At 70.7% G+C, this 15,540-nt stretch carries 15 protein-coding genes, 1 tRNA gene and 1 pseudogene; 11 read left to right on the forward strand and 6 right to left on the reverse strand.

The genetic code is table 11. The features are described from left to right. Window positions 1–50: 50 nt before the first annotated feature. The 3 genes from J7656_RS01590 to J7656_RS01600 all read right to left on the reverse strand — a co-directional run bounded on the left by J7656_RS01590 (window position 51) and on the right by J7656_RS01600 (window position 2,768). Window positions 51–794 (reverse strand): DNA polymerase sliding clamp, encoded by a 744-nt coding sequence (locus J7656_RS01590; protein WP_004599283.1) that lies wholly within the window; start codon window positions 792–794, stop codon window positions 51–53. A 61-nt stretch (window positions 795–855) separates the two neighbouring features. Next, complete coding sequence (locus J7656_RS01595) at window positions 856–1,221, reverse strand: hypothetical protein (protein WP_017343567.1); 366 nt, start codon at window positions 1,219–1,221, stop codon at window positions 856–858. Between the two features lie 137 nt (window positions 1,222–1,358). Further along, window positions 1,359–2,768 carry a phosphoglucomutase/phosphomannomutase family protein gene (locus J7656_RS01600; RefSeq protein ID WP_017343568.1) on the reverse strand — a complete coding sequence of 470 codons (1,410 nt, stop codon included), beginning with the start codon at window positions 2,766–2,768 and terminating at the stop codon, window positions 1,359–1,361. A gap of 558 nt (window positions 2,769–3,326) precedes the next feature. Between J7656_RS01600 and J7656_RS01605 the strand changes: the two genes are divergently transcribed. The 8 genes from J7656_RS01605 to J7656_RS01640 all read left to right on the forward strand — a co-directional run bounded on the left by J7656_RS01605 (window position 3,327) and on the right by J7656_RS01640 (window position 10,826). Further along, a complete protein-coding gene (locus J7656_RS01605) occupies window positions 3,327–3,905 on the forward strand; it encodes an NADPH-dependent FMN reductase (protein ID WP_211553873.1) in 579 nt (192 codons plus the stop codon). Between the two features lie 103 nt (window positions 3,906–4,008). Then, window positions 4,009–4,380: a rhodanese-like domain-containing protein gene (locus tag J7656_RS01610; protein WP_017343570.1), complete on the forward strand. Its 372-nt coding sequence runs from the start codon at window positions 4,009–4,011 to the stop codon at window positions 4,378–4,380. Between the two features lie 90 nt (window positions 4,381–4,470). After that, window positions 4,471–5,025, forward strand: coding sequence for a Holliday junction resolvase Hjc (gene hjc, locus J7656_RS01615; protein ID WP_017343571.1), 555 nt, complete (start codon window positions 4,471–4,473; stop codon window positions 5,023–5,025). A gap of 73 nt (window positions 5,026–5,098) precedes the next feature. After that, on the forward strand, window positions 5,099–6,076 hold the full coding sequence (rio1, locus tag J7656_RS01620; protein ID WP_017343572.1) for a serine/threonine-protein kinase Rio1: 978 nt from the start codon (window positions 5,099–5,101) through the stop codon (window positions 6,074–6,076). Window positions 6,077–6,179: 103 nt separating this feature from the next. Further along, window positions 6,180–6,722: a KH domain-containing protein gene (locus tag J7656_RS01625; RefSeq protein WP_017343573.1), complete on the forward strand. Its 543-nt coding sequence runs from the start codon at window positions 6,180–6,182 to the stop codon at window positions 6,720–6,722. A gap of 513 nt (window positions 6,723–7,235) precedes the next feature. Beyond that, window positions 7,236–8,888: a thermosome subunit alpha gene (thsA, locus tag J7656_RS01630; protein WP_017343574.1), complete on the forward strand. Its 1,653-nt coding sequence runs from the start codon at window positions 7,236–7,238 to the stop codon at window positions 8,886–8,888. 313 nt (window positions 8,889–9,201) lie between these two features. Next, window positions 9,202–9,858, forward strand: a complete 657-nt coding sequence (locus tag J7656_RS01635; protein ID WP_211553874.1) for a lactate utilization protein — start codon at window positions 9,202–9,204, stop codon at window positions 9,856–9,858. 146 nt (window positions 9,859–10,004) lie between these two features. Then, the gene (locus J7656_RS01640; protein ID WP_211553875.1) at window positions 10,005–10,826 is read left to right on the forward strand and encodes an alpha/beta fold hydrolase; all 822 of its coding nucleotides are present in this window, start codon (window positions 10,005–10,007) and stop codon (window positions 10,824–10,826) included. Window positions 10,827–11,147: 321 nt separating this feature from the next. On the opposite strand, the gene J7656_RS01645 is transcribed toward J7656_RS01640, so the two are convergent. Further along, window positions 11,148–11,221 (reverse strand) — tRNA-Lys (locus tag J7656_RS01645). Between the two features lie 105 nt (window positions 11,222–11,326). Between J7656_RS01645 and J7656_RS01650 the strand changes: the two genes are divergently transcribed. Beyond that, window positions 11,327–12,676, forward strand: a complete 1,350-nt coding sequence (locus J7656_RS01650; RefSeq protein ID WP_211553876.1) for a M20/M25/M40 family metallo-hydrolase — start codon at window positions 11,327–11,329, stop codon at window positions 12,674–12,676. A 14-nt stretch (window positions 12,677–12,690) separates the two neighbouring features. Here the strand turns inward: J7656_RS01650 and J7656_RS01655 are convergent, their stop codons facing one another. Both J7656_RS01655 and J7656_RS01660 read right to left on the reverse strand, forming a co-directional pair. Next, window positions 12,691–13,359, reverse strand: coding sequence for a DUF7119 family protein (locus J7656_RS01655; RefSeq protein WP_017343577.1), 669 nt, complete (start codon window positions 13,357–13,359; stop codon window positions 12,691–12,693). A gap of 90 nt (window positions 13,360–13,449) precedes the next feature. After that, window positions 13,450–14,154 (reverse strand): SdpI family protein, encoded by a 705-nt coding sequence (locus J7656_RS01660; protein ID WP_211553877.1) that lies wholly within the window; start codon window positions 14,152–14,154, stop codon window positions 13,450–13,452. A gap of 109 nt (window positions 14,155–14,263) precedes the next feature. Between J7656_RS01660 and J7656_RS01665 the strand changes: the two are divergent. After that, window positions 14,264–15,186 (forward strand): annotated as a pseudogene (locus J7656_RS01665) (tetratricopeptide repeat protein). Next, window positions 15,187–15,486 carry a DUF424 domain-containing protein gene (locus tag J7656_RS01670; protein WP_211553879.1) on the forward strand — a complete coding sequence of 100 codons (300 nt, stop codon included), beginning with the start codon at window positions 15,187–15,189 and terminating at the stop codon, window positions 15,484–15,486. Window positions 15,487–15,540 lie beyond the last annotated feature (54 nt).

Raw genomic sequence — 15,540 nt, forward strand, 5'->3', positions numbered from 1 at the left:
GAGCAAAAATAAAATAGTCGACACCTACGAAAACAGCGAATTCGGACGTTTCAGTCGCTCTGAATTCGGGGGGCTAACATAAATGTCACATTTCCAAGGCCCTCTGCGAAGCCGTAGTGGAGCTTGACGGGGAACTCCTCGCCGAGCTCGACGGTGACCTCGGCGTCGGAGGGGATCGCCTTGTTCATGTCCTTCAGGTAGTCGAGGCTGAACAGCGAGTCGGCGGGGCCGGCGGTGAGCGCGATGAGGTCCTCGCGGTCGAGCTTGAGGTTGACGTCGTCGGTGTCGCCCTCGGCCTCGATGAAGAACGCCTCGTCGGTCTCGTCGACGCGGAGGCGGATGTGGTCGGAGACCATGTCGGCGGCCTTGATCCCGCGGTCGAGCTGGGCGCCCTCGACGACGATCTCGGAGGCGAGGTCGAGGTCCGGGATGTCCGGCTCCTGGCGGATCGAGTCGGGGTCGATGAGCGCGAGGGTGTACGAGAGGCCGTCGATCTCGATGTGGAGCTTGCGGGTCTCCTCGTCGAGTTCGAGGTGGATCAGGTCGCCGGAGTTGGCCATGCCGGCGATGTCCTCCAAGCGGGCGAGGTTGACGCCGATGACGCCGCCGTCGGCGTCGTACGACTCGAACGCGGCCGCCTCCAGCGTGAGGTCGACCATGCCGACGTTGGCGGGGTCGACGGCCCGGATCGAGAGCTCCTCCTCGTTCAGGCGGATCTTACACTCGTCGACCAACACGCTCACCGAATCGAGCGCGTCCTGAAACGTCGACGCGCCCACGATGGCCTTGAACATATACGTTCAGCTTGGGCGGTATCACCTAAAAAGGCACCCGATCGGAGCGGCGACCGGCCGCTCACAGCGACCGGATGAGACGGGCGACGACGACCGCGAGCGTGACGACGGTCCGCCACAGTCGGAGCCGTTCGAGCCGGTATTCGCGTGCGTCGGGGTCGACCGAGTCGTCGCCCTCGCCGTCCGGTTCGCGGTCGCGTTCGCAGGCCGCGTCACCGTCGGGTCGGTCGGGCGGCGGGTCGGTGGCTCGGTCCGGTTCCTCCCGAGGCCCCCGGTCGGATGCGTCGCGGTCGGTCCCGTCGTAGCTCGGCGGTCCCTCGCGGTCGGCCGCGTCGCACTCGGTCAGCTTCGGTTCGGCGTCGGTGTACTCGGTCAGCTTCGGTTCGGCGTCGGTGCGCTCGGTCGCCGGCAGTGGCTCGTCGATCATGTGGGCTCTCGGCCGCGATAGGCCGTACGCGATGATACGAGGTTAATTTATAAATAAACGAGCCGAACGCAAGGCGAAACTGAAACTCGTGCGAGCGGGCGGGTCCCTCACCGGCCGCCGCCCGTCGTTCGTCTCCCTCAGATCAGGGGCTCGACGAGCTCGCGCCCCTCTGCGAGCAGGTCGTCGACGGCGGCCTCGGAGTCGGCCTCGGCGTACACCCGGAGCTTCGGCTCGGTGCCCGAGGGGCGGACGAGCAGCCACGAGCCGCTTTCCAATAGGAGCTTGAACCCGTCGAGGGTGACGACCTTCGCGACGGGGGAGCCGCAGACGGACTCCGGAATGTGGTCTTCGAGCTCGTCGAGGACGCCTTCCTTCCGGTCGTCGGGGCAGTCGAGCGACACCTTCCCGGCCGCGATGCGCCCGTGCTCGTTGAGCAGGCGGTCGACGCGCGCGTCGAACGGCTCGGCGGCGTGGGTCGCGGCCGCGAGCAGCGCCATCAGCACGCCGTCCTTCTCGCGGACGTGGCCGCGGAGGGTGAACCCGCCCGACTCCTCGCCGCCGAACAGCGCGTCGTGTTCGCCCATCGCCTCGGCGACCCACTTGAAGCCGACCGGCGTCTCGTACACGTCTTCGCCGTGCGCCTCCGCGATGCGGTCGACGAGGAACGTCGTCGAGACGGTGCGGACCGCGGGCCCCGAGTCGGTCTCTAGGAGGCGGTCGTAGCAGGCGGCGTAGAAGAGGTTCGCGTCGAGGACGCCGCGCTCGGGCGTGACGACCGCGATCCGATCGGCGTCGCCGTCGTTCGCGATTCCGAGGTCGACGTCGCTGTCAGGGTTCGTGACGCGCTCGGCGAGCGCTTCGAGGTGTTCGGCCGACGGCTCGGGAGAGTCGCCGCCGAAGGTCACGTCGCGCTCGCAGCGCAGGCGGACGACCTCCGCGCCGGCCGACTCCAGCAGCGCGTCAGTGACGCCGCGCCCGCTCCCGTGCATCGCGTCGTACGCGACCGTGAGCCCGGAGAGGTCGAGCGCGTCGCCGGTGCCGGGGGCGGCGACGCGCCCCACGAGGTCGCGGGCGGCGTCCGCGTGGTCGCTCACGAGGTCGACGCGTTCGATCTCGCCGCGCTCGGCCTCGGGCAGGAGGTCCGGCTCCGCGAGGCGGTCGACGACGTCCTCGGTGACGTCCGGGAGTGCGGGCGCGCCGTCGTGCGGGATGAACTTCACGCCGTTGTACTCGGGCGGGTTGTGCGAGGCCGTGACCATACACGCGCCGGCGAGTCCGCGATCGACGATGGCGTACGCGATGACGGGCGTCGGCGCGTCGCGCTCGGGGAGGAGTACGTCGAAGCCGTTGCCGGCGAGCACCTCGGCGAGGCTCTCTGCGAACCCCTCCGAGGTCTCGCGGGCGTCGTACCCCACGGCGACCGGTTCGTCGTGGCCCGCCGCGTCGAGGTGGTCCGCGACCGCCTGTCCGACGATCCGCACGCGCTCGTCGGTGAAGGTGTCGAGCGTCGCCCGCCAGCCGTCCGTGCCGAAGGAGATCTGATCCATGTCGCCCACGTCGGCGGCGGGGACAATAATGCCCGGTGTCGCTCGCGAGGCTTGCGCGGCCAAATCGATAGCGGCTGTTTATAAATCAACTGCGGTGGCGCGTGCCGGTGAGCGCCCGAAGGGCGCGAATCGCACGCGCGAGGGAGTCGGCCGACCACAGGGAGGCCGACGAGGCTGGGGAGGTGTGAGGTGCTGTGCGGTCGCGGGGCGGGACTCAAAGGGGCAGTCGGGAGGACGCCGTAGGCGACGTAAGCACCGCAACGAGGAAGCGAACGAAGTGAGCGACCGAGTGAGGAGCGCAGCGAGCGTACGGCGTCCTCCCGACTGGGGCTTTGGAGGTAGTCGCCGTCGATCAGGAGGTGTCAGCGTATAGCCGAGCGGCTGGGGCTTTGGCGGTGTTCGCCGTCGATCTCTGGTCTCCCGCTTATAAACAATCGACTGGGATTTAAAAATACGAAACGCTCCCCAGCGCCGCTGACGAACCGCCGCCGATCAGAACTTCGTACCCGGACCGCTTCGATCGCCTCCGTTTTTATTACTCGCCCCCGAACCCGGATTATGACCCGAATCGTCGCCGTCTCCGGCAGTCGGAGCGCGGACAGCACCACCCGGGCCGCGCTCCGCGTCGCGCTCGGCGCCGCGGCCGACGCCGGCGCGGAGACCGACCTGATCGACCTCGCCGCCGTCGACCTCCCGCTGTACCACCCCGACGAGGGCGCGCAGGGCGACAGCGAGGCGCTGAAGCGCCGCGTCCGCGAGGCCGACGGCGTCCTCGCGGGCACGCCCGTCTACCGCGGCTCCTACTCGTCGACGTTCAAGAACTTCCACGACTTCTGCGGCTCCGACGAGTACGAGAACACCGCGGTCGGCCTCCTCGCGACAGCGGGCGGCGGCTCCTACGGCGGCACGCTCGAACACCTCCGCTCGACGTTCCGGAACGTCCACGCGTGGACCGTCCCCCACGAGGTCGGTATCCAGGGCGCCTCGTCGAAGGTCGAGACGGGCGCGGCCGCTGCCACCTCAGACGGCGGGCCGCGGATCACCGACGACGACCTCCGCCGCCGCACCGAGCGGCTCGGGCGAGTCGTCCTCGAACACGCCGAGCGGCTGCGGGAACGCCCGGCGACGGACGCGTGACGGCCGGCGACGGACGCGTGACGGCCGGCGACGGACGCGTGATCGCCGCCACCGACGCGCCGCACCCGGCAGGGATTTCCCCCGCGAGACCGACCCTCCGCCGATGAGTCGCATCCGCCCGGCCGAACTGGACGAGCGCCTCGGCACCGACGACGAGCCGTTCCTGCTGGACATCCGCCCCGAGGCGGACTTCGAGGCCGGCGCGATCGACGGGAGCCGGAACGTGCCGGTGTACGACGAACTCCGCGGCGGCGACGACGCCGCGCTCCGCCGGCGGCTCGACGAGGTCCCCGACGACCGCGAGGTCGTCACCGTCTGTAAGATGGGGATCGTCGCCAAGCGCGCGACTCGCGTGCTCGACGACGCGGGCTACGAGGCGGCGACGCTCTCCGGCGGGATGAGCGGCTGGAACGGGTACGAGCGGGGATCGCTCGGCTACAAGATTCGGTCGCTGTGGTGGCGGCTCCGAGGGTGACGGCCGGCCGCGCGGAACCGGGGCAGTCGGGGGCCGCGACCCGCCGGGCTTTTGCCCGGCTCCCGTCTACGGCCCCCATGACCGAACCGGGTGACGACGACCGTGTCCGCTAACCGGAAGGGGGACCGCCGCGAGCGCGAGCTGGTGAACGCCTTGGACGAGGCGGGGTTCGCCGTGATGCGCGCGCCGGCGAGCGGCTCCGCCACGGAGCGGGAGCTCCCCGACGTGCTCGCGGGCGACGGCGAGACGTTCTACGCCATCGAGGCGAAGTCGAGCGCGGGCGACCCCATCTACCTCACCGGCGAGGAGGTGGAGGCGCTGCTCTTCTTCGCGCGGAACTTCGGCGCGAAGGCGCGGATCGCGGTCCGGTTCGACCGCGAGGACTGGTTCTTCTTCCACCCCGGCGACCTCTACACCACCGACGCCGGTTCCTACCGCGTCAAAAAGGAGAAAGCGCTCGCGGACGGCACCGACTTCCCCGAGTTCGTCGGCGAGACGGAGAAGGTCACGCTCGCGGAGGTCGGCGAGGGCGAGGGCGGCGACGACGCGGCCGCGACCGACCCGGAGACCGAGGAGCGCCGAACGATCTTAGAGGCCGTCCGCGACGGGCACATGCCGGTCGAGGACGCGATGGACGTGCTGTGACCGGCTCGGTGGCGAAGCCGCCGCGGCCCGCGACCCCCTCGCTTATCCCTCGCGGCGCCGAACCCTGCCACGAATGAGCGAGGACTTCGGCCTGCTCGAACCCGCGGACCAGCCCGGCGACGAGTGGGAGCAGCTCGACGTCTCCGACACCGAGTCCGACCGGATCGCCCGGCGGCAGGACCGCGAGTTCGACGAGTTCCGCAAGCGGATCAAAGACACCGAGCAGTTCAAGCTCCAGGAGTCGGTGTTCGACGACGCCACGCTGGCGGCCGTCTACAAGCTGGTCCAGGACGGCTACGTCGACGCCTTCGGCGGGCCGGTGTCGACGGGCAAGGAGGCGAGCGTCTTCGAGGCGCTCGGCGGGCAGGCGGGCGAGCGGCCGGAGCCGGGGTCGGAAGCGGCCCGCGGCGGCCCCGAGGGCGTCACGCCCGAGCGCGAAGTCGCGGTGAAGGTGTACCGGATCAACTCCTCGAACTTCCGGCAGATGCGCGACTACCTGGAGGGCGACCCGCGCTTCGAGGGGATCGCGAGCGACAAGAAGGCGGTCGTGCTGGCGTGGACGCGCAAGGAGTTCGCGAACCTCGAACGCGCGCGGAAGGCGGGCGTCCGGGTGCCCGAGCCGATCGCGGTCCAGCGCAACGTCCTCGTGATGGAGCTCGTGGGGCACGCGGAGGACCGCGCCCGGCGGCTGAGCGAGGTCGACGTGGAGAACCCCGAGACCGCCTACGAGGTCGTCCGCGAGTACATGCGCCGGCTCTACCGCGCCGGGCTGATCCACGGCGACCTCTCGGAGTACAACATGATCATCCACGAGGGCGAACTGGTGATCATCGACCTCGGGCAGGCGGTGACGGTCCACCACCCGAACGCCGGGGAGTTCCTGAAGCGCGACTGCGAGAACGTGGCGACCTTCTTCACGCGACAGGGGATCGACGTCGACCCCGACGACCTCCGGGCGTACGTGACGGAGCCGGAGCCGGACCCGACGGGGGAGCCGGAGGGGAAGTCGGGCGAGCCGGAGCGCGAATCTGACGGGCCGTCTGACGAGTAGATCGGAGCCGCGTCGCCCGAAAGCGGCCGGAGGACACCGTCACGCGGCCACACACCGCCCGCGGCGGAACACTCTTAAAAGGCTCCGCCGGGTACTCCGTGATATGCAACACGTGACGGTTCCGCAGGACCGTATCGGCGTCGTCATCGGCGCCGGCGGCGAGACGATGCGGGAGATCGAAGAGCGGGCGAACGTGCGGCTCGACATCGACTCGGAGTCGGGGAGCGTCGCCATCGAGGAGCGCGACGACCCCGTGGCGGCGATGGTCGCGCCTGACATCATCAAGGCGATCGGCCGCGGGTTCAAGCCGGAGACGGCGCTGTCGATCCTCGACCACGACCTCCGGACGCTCGACCTGATCGACCTCTCCGAGCACACCCGCAACGACAACGACCTCCAGCGCAAGAAGGGCCGGATCATCGGCGAGAACGGTCGGACGCGGGAACTGATCGAGGAGCTGTCGGGCGCGAACGTCGTCGTCTACGGCTCGACCGTGGGCGCCGTCGGCCAGCCCGAGGAGCTCGAAGTGGTCCGGCGGGCCGTCGGGATGCTGCTCGACGGCGCCCCGCACGGCGCGGTGTACTCGTACCTAGAGCGCATGTCCAACGAGCTCGACGACGACGTGAGCTTCAACGCGCCGCAATAAGTGGTGTTCTGTGCTGGCGTCGCCGCCGTCGTTCGTTTATAAATCGTCGTTACTAGCGATGTGGTAAACGCCTCCAAAGCCCCAGCCGTGAGGCGGGCGCACGCTCGCTGCGTTCCTCGGTCGCTCACTTCGTTCGCTCCCTGCGGTACTTGCGTCGCCTGCGCCCGCCTCACGGCTGCCCCTTTGAGTCCCGCCCCGCACGGCAGCCTCACGCCTCCCCAGCCTCGTCGCTGGCACCCTCCGCTTCGCTCCGGGAGCCAGCGACTCCCTCGCGCGGTGCTGCTCGGCCGCAAAGCGGCCTCGCAGGCACGCGCCACCGCGGCTGTTTATAAACAATGTACGCCCAGCAGTTGATCTGGAGTTCTATATAAAGAGCCGTGTGAACGCACCCCATACCGGCCGATACTCCCCCACCGTGTTGCGGTTTCGCACGACCCGAGCGAAGGGTTTATATAGAATCACAATCAATCAATGGCTGTAATGTCACAGCGTCAGCGGATGGGCAATCAGCCCATGATCGTACTTTCTGAAGAGTCGCAGCGTACCTCCGGAAAGGACGCGCAGAACATGAACATCACGGCCGGCAAGGCGGTCGCGGAGTCCGTCCGCACCACGCTCGGCCCGAAAGGGATGGACAAGATGCTCGTCGACTCCGGCGGGTCCGTCGTCGTCACGAACGACGGCGTCACCATCCTGAAGGAGATGGACATCGACCACCCGGCGGCCAACATGATCGTCGAGGTCTCCGAGACGCAGGAGGAGGAGGTCGGCGACGGCACCACCTCCGCGGTCGTGGTCGCCGGTGAGCTCCTCGATCAGGCCGAGGAGCTCCTCGACCAGGACATCCACGCGACGACCCTCGCGCAGGGGTACCGACAGGCCGCCGAGAAGGCCAAGGAGATCCTCGACGAGGAGGCCATCGACGTCTCCGCGGACGACCGCGACACGCTCGTCGAGATCGCCGAGACGGCGATGACCGGCAAGGGCGCCGAGAACTCCAAGGACCTCCTCGCCGAGCTCGTCGTCGACGCCGTCCTCGCGGTTCAGGACGACGATGGCATCGACACGGAGAACGTCTCCGTCGAGAAGGTCGTCGGCAGCTCCATCGACGAGTCCGAGCTCGTCGAGGGCGTCATCGTCGACAAGGAGCGCGTCGACGAGAACATGCCCTTCGCGGTCGAGGACGCCGACGTCGCGCTGTTCGACGGCGCCATCGAAGTGAAGGAGACGGAGATCGACGCCGAGGTCAACGTCACGGACCCCGACCAGCTCCAGCAGTTCCTCGACCAGGAGGAGGCGCAGCTCCGCGAGATGGTCGACCACCTCACCGACATCGGCGCCGATGTCGTCTTCGTCGGTGACGGCATCGACGACATGGCGCAGCACTACCTCGCGCAGGAGGGCATCCTCGCCGTCCGCCGCGCGAAGTCCGGCGACCTCAACCGCCTCGCCCGCGCGACCGGCGGCCGCGTCGTCTCCAACCTCGACGACATCGAGACGGACGACCTCGGCTTCGCCGGCTCCGTCGCCCAGAAGGACATCGGCGGCGACGAGCGCATCTTCGTCGAGGACGTCGAGGAGGCGAAGTCCGTCACGCTCATCCTCCGCGGCGGCACCGAACACGTCGTCGACGAGGTCGAGCGCGCCATCGACGACTCGCTCGGCGTCGTCCGCACGACGCTGCTCGACGGGCAGGTGCTGCCCGGCGGCGGCGCCCCCGAGGCCGAGCTGGCGCTGCAGCTCCGCGACTTCGCCGACTCCGTCGGCGGCCGCGAGCAGCTCGCCGTCGAGGCGTTCGCCGACGCATTAGAGGTCGTCCCGCGCACCCTCGCCGAGAACGCGGGTCTCGACCCCATCGACTCGCTGGTCGACCTCCGCTCCCGCCACGACGGCGGCGAGTTCGGCGCCGGTCTCGACGCCTACACGGGCGACGTGATCGACATGGAGGCCGAGGGCGTCGTGGAGCCGCTCCGCGTCAAGACCCAGGCCATCGAGTCCGCCACCGAGGCGGCCGTCATGATCCTCCGCATCGACGACGTCATCGCGGCCGGTGACCTCAAGGGCGGCGGCACGGACGACGGCGGCGACGACGGCGGCCCCGGCGGCGCGCCCGGCGGCATGGGCGGCGGCATGGGCGGCATGGGCGGGATGGGCGGCGCGATGTAAGCGTCCGATAGGACAACTACACTCACCCACGCCGACCGCAGTCGCTTCACCGAACCGTCCGCAGACCGACCGTCGCGCGCCCCTTCGGGCCCCGACGACACGCGATTTTTATGACGACCCGACCCGCGTAGCGTTCCGCTCGTCGTCCGACCGAACGTCCCGTTCGCCTCCGACCACGTGCCGCGTTACTACATCCCACATTCGGCTCGCGCGACACGAGGGTAACACCGGCGTAACCACCGGACGGCGGTGTCCGCGAGCGGTTAAGTGACTCCCGGCCCTCCGATCTCCCGACGAGGTTCTCACGTTCACCATGCCACAGCAGAAAGCCGACTACGCGGACGACGCCGAGATCGACGCGGAACTGGACGAGCTGCCCGACGACGAGACGGTTGAGGCGACGGTCGCCAACTTAGAGGAGCGCGGCTTCGACGTGGTCGTCGTCGACGACGCCGACGAGGCGCTGGCGGCCGTGAAGTCCCAGATCCCCGCGGGGGTCTCGGTGATGAACGGGCACTCGACGACGCTCGAAGAGATCGGGTTCGACGAGTTCCTGAGCGGGGGCGACCACGAGTGGGAGAGCCTCCCGGACCAGATCTGGGGCATCGACGACGACGCGGAGCGACAGACCGCGCGCCGCGAGTCGCAGACGGCCGACTACTTCCTCGGCGGGATCAACGCGGTCGCGCAGACGGGCGAGCTCGTCGCCGCCGACCTCTCCGGCAGCCGCATCGGCGCGTACCCGTTCGCCGCGGGCAACGTCGTCATCGTCACCGGGATCAACAAGATCGTTCCGACGCTCGACGACGCGCTCGACCGGCTGGAGTCGGTCGCGTACCCGCTTGAGAACGAGCGCGCCCAGGAGGCGTACGGCGTCGAGTCAGCCATCGCGAAGCAGCTGATCTACCGGCGCGAGACCGAGGAGGGCCGGACGACGGTCGTCCTCGTGCGCGAGCAGCTCGGGTACTGAGCGGTTCGCGTCACGCGCAGGCGCGTCACACGTCGACGCTCCACACGCTTTCTTCCCCCTTTCGACGACCGTTAGCGTCCGCCACGCGCCGCCCGACACCGCAACCCGTTTTCCCCTCCTCTGAGAACCGCAGCGTAGGTCCCGCTATGATGCCCGACCCAGCGCAACTCTCGACGGACGCGTGTACCCTCTCGGACGGACGCATCCTCTCGTACGCGACCGGCGGCGACCCGGACGGGGTCCCGGTCGTCGTCCACCACGGCACCCCCGGATCGCGGCTGTTCGGTGCCCTGCTGTCGGAGCCCGCAGCCGAGGCCGGCGTTCGGCTCCTCGTTCCCGACCGTCCCGGCTACGGTCGCTCGTCGCCGCCGCCGGCCGAGTGGACGTGGAACGACTGGCCGGCCGACCTCGGCGCGCTCCTCGATGCGGAGTCGGTCGACCGGGCCGGCGTCCTCGGCTTCTCCGGCGGCGGCCCGTTCGCGCTCGCCGCCGCGAGCGACGACCGCGTCGCTCGGGTCGGACTGGTGAGCAGCGTCGTCCCGCCGGCCGAGAACGCCCTCGCGACGCTCGCGTCGGTCCCGTTCGCGCTCCGCGCCGTGTTCCGAATCTCCGATGTGGTCGCGTCGATCTCCGGACCGAGCGCGGTCGTCTCGCAATACACGGACCGGTCCGTCTCCGACCCGGTCGCCGAGGCCGTGGCGGCCGACTTCCACGAGGCGCTCGACCGCGGCGCCCGGGCGGTCGAACGCGAGAACCGGGTGTTCGCGAACGCGTCGCTCGACGCCGACTCGGTCGGTGTCCCGGTCCGCGCGTGGCACGGCACGAGCGACGAGAACACGCCGCTTCCGCCCGTGCGCTCGCTCGTTCAGGAGATGGACGGAACGCTGGAGACCGTCGAGGCGGACCACCTCGGGACGCTGCTCGACCGTCGGGCGGCGGCGCTGGAGTGGGTCGGTCGGGAGGTATGACCGGGGTTCGAATCTCTCCCTCCGCACAGCACTGCCCATCGCGATTTTGCTCGCGGCGGTGACAGCGGGCCGGGAGGGATCCACACGAACGAAGTAAGAGTGAGTCAGTCGCGCCCGTGACCGAACGAAGTAGGGAACGGATGTGACGGGATTCGAACCACGGTCGCTTCCGTTCGCTCGCTGCTCGCGGCTTCGCCGCTCGCTTTTCGAGGCGCTCGCTTCGCTCGCGCCTCGCCCCGCTCGCTCACCTCCCGCTCCCTGGTTCGAATCCCTCCCTCGGCACAGCACCGCCGCTCGCGGTTTTGCTCGCGGCGGTGACAGCGGGCCGGGAGGGATTCGAACCCCCGACCGTCCGGTTAAAAGCCGGACGCTCTCCCTAACTGAGCTACCGGCCCAGACGACTCCGGATAAGGTCAGCCGAGGGATAAACGTTTAGAACCGCGGCAGGGGTCGGCGCCGCCACCCGAAACGGTTTCCGACCCCCCGCCGTCGCCGCGAGCATGGCATTCGACATGCGCGCGTTCGCCGCCGAGCTCTGTCGGCACCGATCGACCGCCGGCGAGGAGGCGGCCGCGGCCGCGTTCGTCGCGGAGCGACTCGCCGACCTCGGCTTCGAGACGTACGCCTGGGACGCCGACCCCGCCGTCCTCGCCGACCACCCCTCCTTCCCGGACGATCTCGACGCGGCGGCCGTCGAGGGGCGGCGCAGCGTCGCGGGCGTCCTCGAACTCGGCGGCGCGAGCGACGCCGCCATGCCCGACGACGATGGCGGCGACGACCCGGCCCCCACGCTCGTCTTGAACGGCCACCTCGACGTCGTCCCGGCCGAGCCGTCCGAGTGGTCGAGCGACCCCTTCGAGCCGGTCTGGCGCGACGACGCGGAGGGGGCCGCGTCCGCGGACGCCGACGGCGACGAGAACGGCGAGACCCTCACCGCCCGCGGTGCGGCCGACATGAAGTCGGGGCTGGCGGCCTGCGTCGGCGCCGCGGTGGACGTCCGCGAGGGGGTCGCGGACGGGTCGATCGACCTCCCGCCGTCCGGGCTCCGGCTCGTGGTCGAGGCCGTCGCGGGCGAGGAGGACGGGGGCTACGGCGCGGCGACCGCCGCGCTCGCGAACCCGTATCCCTTCGAGCGCGACGCGGCGATCGTCGCCGAGCCCACCGAACTGCGTCCCGTCGTCGCCTGCGAGGGGTCGCTCATGGCCCGCTTAGAGATCGACGGGCGGAGCGCGCACGCGGCCACCCGGTGGCGCGGCGAGGACGTACTCCCGCGGTTCGAGGCGATCCGCGAGGCGTTCATGGAGCTGGAGACGGAGCGTAGCGAGTCGGTCTCGCACCCGCTGTACGGGGAGTTCCCGGTGCCGTGGCCGGTCGTCTGCGGCCGCGTCGAGGCCGGCTCGTGGGCGTCGACGGTGCCGGCGACGCTCGAAGCCGAGTTCCGGATCGGCGTCGCGCCCGGCGAGACGGTCGACGAGGTGGAGGCGACGTTCCGCGAGCGGTTAGAAGCGGTCGTCGCGGACGACTCTTGGCTGCGCGACCACCCGCCCCGGTTCGAGCGGTTCTCGGTCCAGTTCGAGCCCGCCGAGATCGCCGTCGACGAGCCGGTCGTCGAGGCGGTCCGCGCCGGCCTCGTCGCGACCGGCCTCCCGGACGTCGAGCCGCGGGGGGCGACGTACGGCGCGGACTCGCGGCACTTCGTCGCGGCCGGGATCCCGGCGGTACTGTTCGGTCCGGGCACCATCGACGAGGCGCACTACCCGGACGAGACGATCGCGTGGGGCGAGGTGGTCCGAGCGCGGGCGGCGATCGCCGCGGCCGCGGAGCGGTTCGCGACCGGCTACGCGGCGTAGTCGATCGGCGGTTCTCAGTCTCCCCGGTCGTCCGCGAGGTACTCGTCGACCGCGTCGGCGACGATCTCGCCCGGCTCGACGTTCTCCATCGACGCGCGGCGACGCAGTTCCACGTACGTCTCGGGCGGGAGCCGGAGCTGGAGCCGGCCGAGCTCGACGCCCGCCTCGCGGACCGCGGCCTCGATGTCCGCCCCCTCGTTGACCGCGGAGGCGATGGCGCGCACCTCACGGACGGTGAGCTCGCCGTCGATCGCCGCCCACGCGAGCAGGTAGCGGTCCCGCCCGCCGAGCCGCGCGACGTGCTTGGCGGCGCTCGGCGCGATCCGCCCGTTGGCGACCTGCCTGCGGATCGCCTGCGGGAGGTCGTGGACCCGCGCCCACTTGCGGATGAACGCGACGGAGACGTCCTCGCCCGCCCGCTCTGCGGCCTCCTTGTACGAGCCGACGCCGCGGACGAGCGCCGCGCAGGCGGCGGCGCCGCGCAGCATGAGGACGTTGTCGCCGTCGCCGACGTCGCCGGCCGCGAAGCGGGCCACCGTCTCCGCGGCCTCGGCGACGCTGTCGGGGTCGTTCGGGTCGAACCCCACCGCGTCCGCGGCCCGGTCGCCCGTCACCGCCGGGTCCGACCGGACCACCGGCTCGCCGACGGGGGACTGCCGGTCAGCGCGTGACTCCTCGGTCATACCGCTTCCTTCGGGGCCGCGGATATAAACGCCGGGCACCGGGGCGGAACTCGCCAGCGCCTCGGAGCGCCGACGCCGAGCGTCGGATCTCTACTCCGCGGCCCGAGACGCGGCCTCGCCGTCGTCTCCGCCCTCTCCGTCGGCCCGTCGCGCGTACAGGACGTACGAGTACGCGACGGTGATCGCGGCGGTCGCGAGCGCCGGGCCGACGAGGAAGTACACCGCGTACTCGCCGACGAGGAGGCCGGCGACCGCGATCAGCGCCGAGAGCTTGAACAGCCGGGCGCCGAGCGCGTGGGTGCGGTCCCAGACGGCGTCGTCGCTGAGCGTCCACGGCGTCCGGATCCCGAGGAACCAGTTCGGCTCGACGTGCGGGAGCAGCGTCCCGACGTAGTAGAACAGCGCGGCGCCGCCGGCGACCGCGACCGTCGTCACGTCGACCGCGTAGCCGAGGTTGACGGCGAGCACGGAGAGGTGGACGGCGACGAGGAACGCGGTGAGAACGACGACGAACCGGTCGTAGTGGACCCGGAACGCCGAGATATTTTCGCCCAAGGGGTCGATCCGCGGGAGCAGCGCGAACAGGCCGATCAGCCCGGCCGCGAGCCCCGGCACGAGCCACATCCCGAGGGTTCGGGAGAGCGTCCCCGTCGGCTCGCCGGCCGCGTCCCACCGCGTCACCATCCGCTCCGGGAGGTCCGGCGCGACCGCGAGGCTGGCGGCGGCGCCGACGGCGACGAGGAGGGCCGCGACGCCGAACCGGAGCCGCGTGGAGAGTCGAGGGTCGGAGGGCATGCGGCCGGGGACACGGTCCCCAGCGGTAAAAGCGTCTACCCGTGGGAGTCTCCCCCGCGGGACGCGGTGCGACGCAACCCTTACGCGTCGTGACCGCCAATCCGCGGGTATGACCGACGAACGCGACGACGACGGCCACGAGTTCTCCTCGGGGCAGGGCGTCGACGCCGACTACGACGCGTTCACGCTGGACCCGCCGGAGCTGGGCGAGGACCCGAGCCGCGTCGACCCCGTCGACTCCCGCGTGCTGACCGAGGAGCTTGACCGCCGGAACATCGGCAGCGAGGACGTCGACGTCGAGCAGCTGATCGACGTCGGCCTCTCGTACATGGGGATCAACCGCTTTGAGGAGGCGACGGAGACGTTCGAGCGCGCCGCCAACTTCGCCGAGGAGGACTCGCTTGCGGCCCAGGAGGCGTGGGTGAACAAGGGCGCCGCCCACGCCCAGCTGGAGGAGTTCGACCAGGCGATCGGCGCGTATCAGGAGGCGCTCCGCATCGACGAGGAGTCGGAGCACGCCGCGACCGCCGAGACGAACCTCGCGTACGCGCTCTGGGAGTCCGGCCGGAGCGAGCAGGCGCTCGAACACGCCGAGCGAGCCGTCGAAGCCGACCCGCGCTTCGCCGAGGCGTGGTACAACCGCGGGTTCCTGCTGGTCGAGCGCGGGCTCGCCGAGGACGCGGTCAAATGCTTCGACAACGCGATTCGGCTCGGCTACCGCGACGCGGGCGTCTTAGAGGAGAAGGCGCGGGCGCTCGAAGAGGCGGGCGAACACGAGCAGGCCGAGGAGGTCGCCGATCAGGCCGAGGAGCTCCGCCGCGAGACCGAAGAACAGATGATCGAAGAGCAGACCGGGCAGGCGCCCGGCCCCGGCGGGCAGGCTCCCCAGGGCGGCCGCGGCGGACAGGGCGGCGCCGGCGGCCCCGGGGGCCAGCCCGGCGGTCGCGGCGGACAGGGCGGTCGTCGCGGGGGGACGGTGAGGCCGAAGGCCCGGAGCGAGAGCTTCAGGGCGAGGGGCCCGAGGGCTTCTGAATGCTCCTCCGCGAGCGCGAGACCGCCGAGGGCCGGCTCGTCTCCGTCTGCGACCCCGACTGCCTCGGCGAGACGTACGAGGACGGGCCGGTCACGCTCACCGTGAGCGAGGAGTTCTACGGCGGCGACGACGCCGTCGAGGCGACCGCCGAGGAGGTCGTCGCGGGCCTTCAGCGCGCGCAGGTCGCGAACATCGTCGGCACCGAGTCCGTCGGCGTCGCCGTCGACGCGGGGCTCGTCGACGAGGAGACCGTCCTGGAGTTCGAGGAGACGCGGCACGCGCAGCTGCTCTGGCTGTAGCGGGCTCCGATTTCGCCGGATTCCGAACCGGCTAAGGGCGCGCGCGACGATTCG

It is taken from the genome of Halorubrum ruber, from assembly GCF_018228765.1.
Taxonomy (GTDB): Archaea; Halobacteriota; Halobacteria; order Halobacteriales; family Haloferacaceae; genus Halorubrum; species Halorubrum ruber.

Bases quoted from the DNA above. Each gene is read 5' to 3' on its own strand.
- J7656_RS01590 (WP_004599283.1), bottom strand. From the start codon at position 794: ATGTTCAAGGCCATCGTGGGCGCGTCGACGTTTCAGGACGCGCTCGAT.
- J7656_RS01595 (WP_017343567.1), bottom strand. From the start codon at position 1,221: ATGATCGACGAGCCACTGCCGGCGACCGAGCGCACCGACGCCGAACCG.
- J7656_RS01600 (WP_017343568.1), bottom strand. From the start codon at position 2,768: ATGGATCAGATCTCCTTCGGCACGGACGGCTGGCGGGCGACGCTCGAC.
- J7656_RS01605 (WP_211553873.1), top strand. From the start codon at position 3,327: ATGACCCGAATCGTCGCCGTCTCCGGCAGTCGGAGCGCGGACAGCACC.
- J7656_RS01610 (WP_017343570.1), top strand. From the start codon at position 4,009: ATGAGTCGCATCCGCCCGGCCGAACTGGACGAGCGCCTCGGCACCGAC.
- rio1 (WP_017343572.1), top strand. From the start codon at position 5,099: ATGAGCGAGGACTTCGGCCTGCTCGAACCCGCGGACCAGCCCGGCGAC.
- J7656_RS01625 (WP_017343573.1), top strand. From the start codon at position 6,180: ATGCAACACGTGACGGTTCCGCAGGACCGTATCGGCGTCGTCATCGGC.
- thsA (WP_017343574.1), top strand. From the start codon at position 7,236: ATGATCGTACTTTCTGAAGAGTCGCAGCGTACCTCCGGAAAGGACGCG.
- J7656_RS01635 (WP_211553874.1), top strand. From the start codon at position 9,202: ATGCCACAGCAGAAAGCCGACTACGCGGACGACGCCGAGATCGACGCG.
- J7656_RS01640 (WP_211553875.1), top strand. From the start codon at position 10,005: ATGATGCCCGACCCAGCGCAACTCTCGACGGACGCGTGTACCCTCTCG.
- J7656_RS01650 (WP_211553876.1), top strand. From the start codon at position 11,327: ATGGCATTCGACATGCGCGCGTTCGCCGCCGAGCTCTGTCGGCACCGA.
- J7656_RS01655 (WP_017343577.1), bottom strand. From the start codon at position 13,359: ATGACCGAGGAGTCACGCGCTGACCGGCAGTCCCCCGTCGGCGAGCCG.
- J7656_RS01660 (WP_211553877.1), bottom strand. From the start codon at position 14,154: ATGCCCTCCGACCCTCGACTCTCCACGCGGCTCCGGTTCGGCGTCGCG.
- J7656_RS01670 (WP_211553879.1), top strand. From the start codon at position 15,187: ATGCTCCTCCGCGAGCGCGAGACCGCCGAGGGCCGGCTCGTCTCCGTC.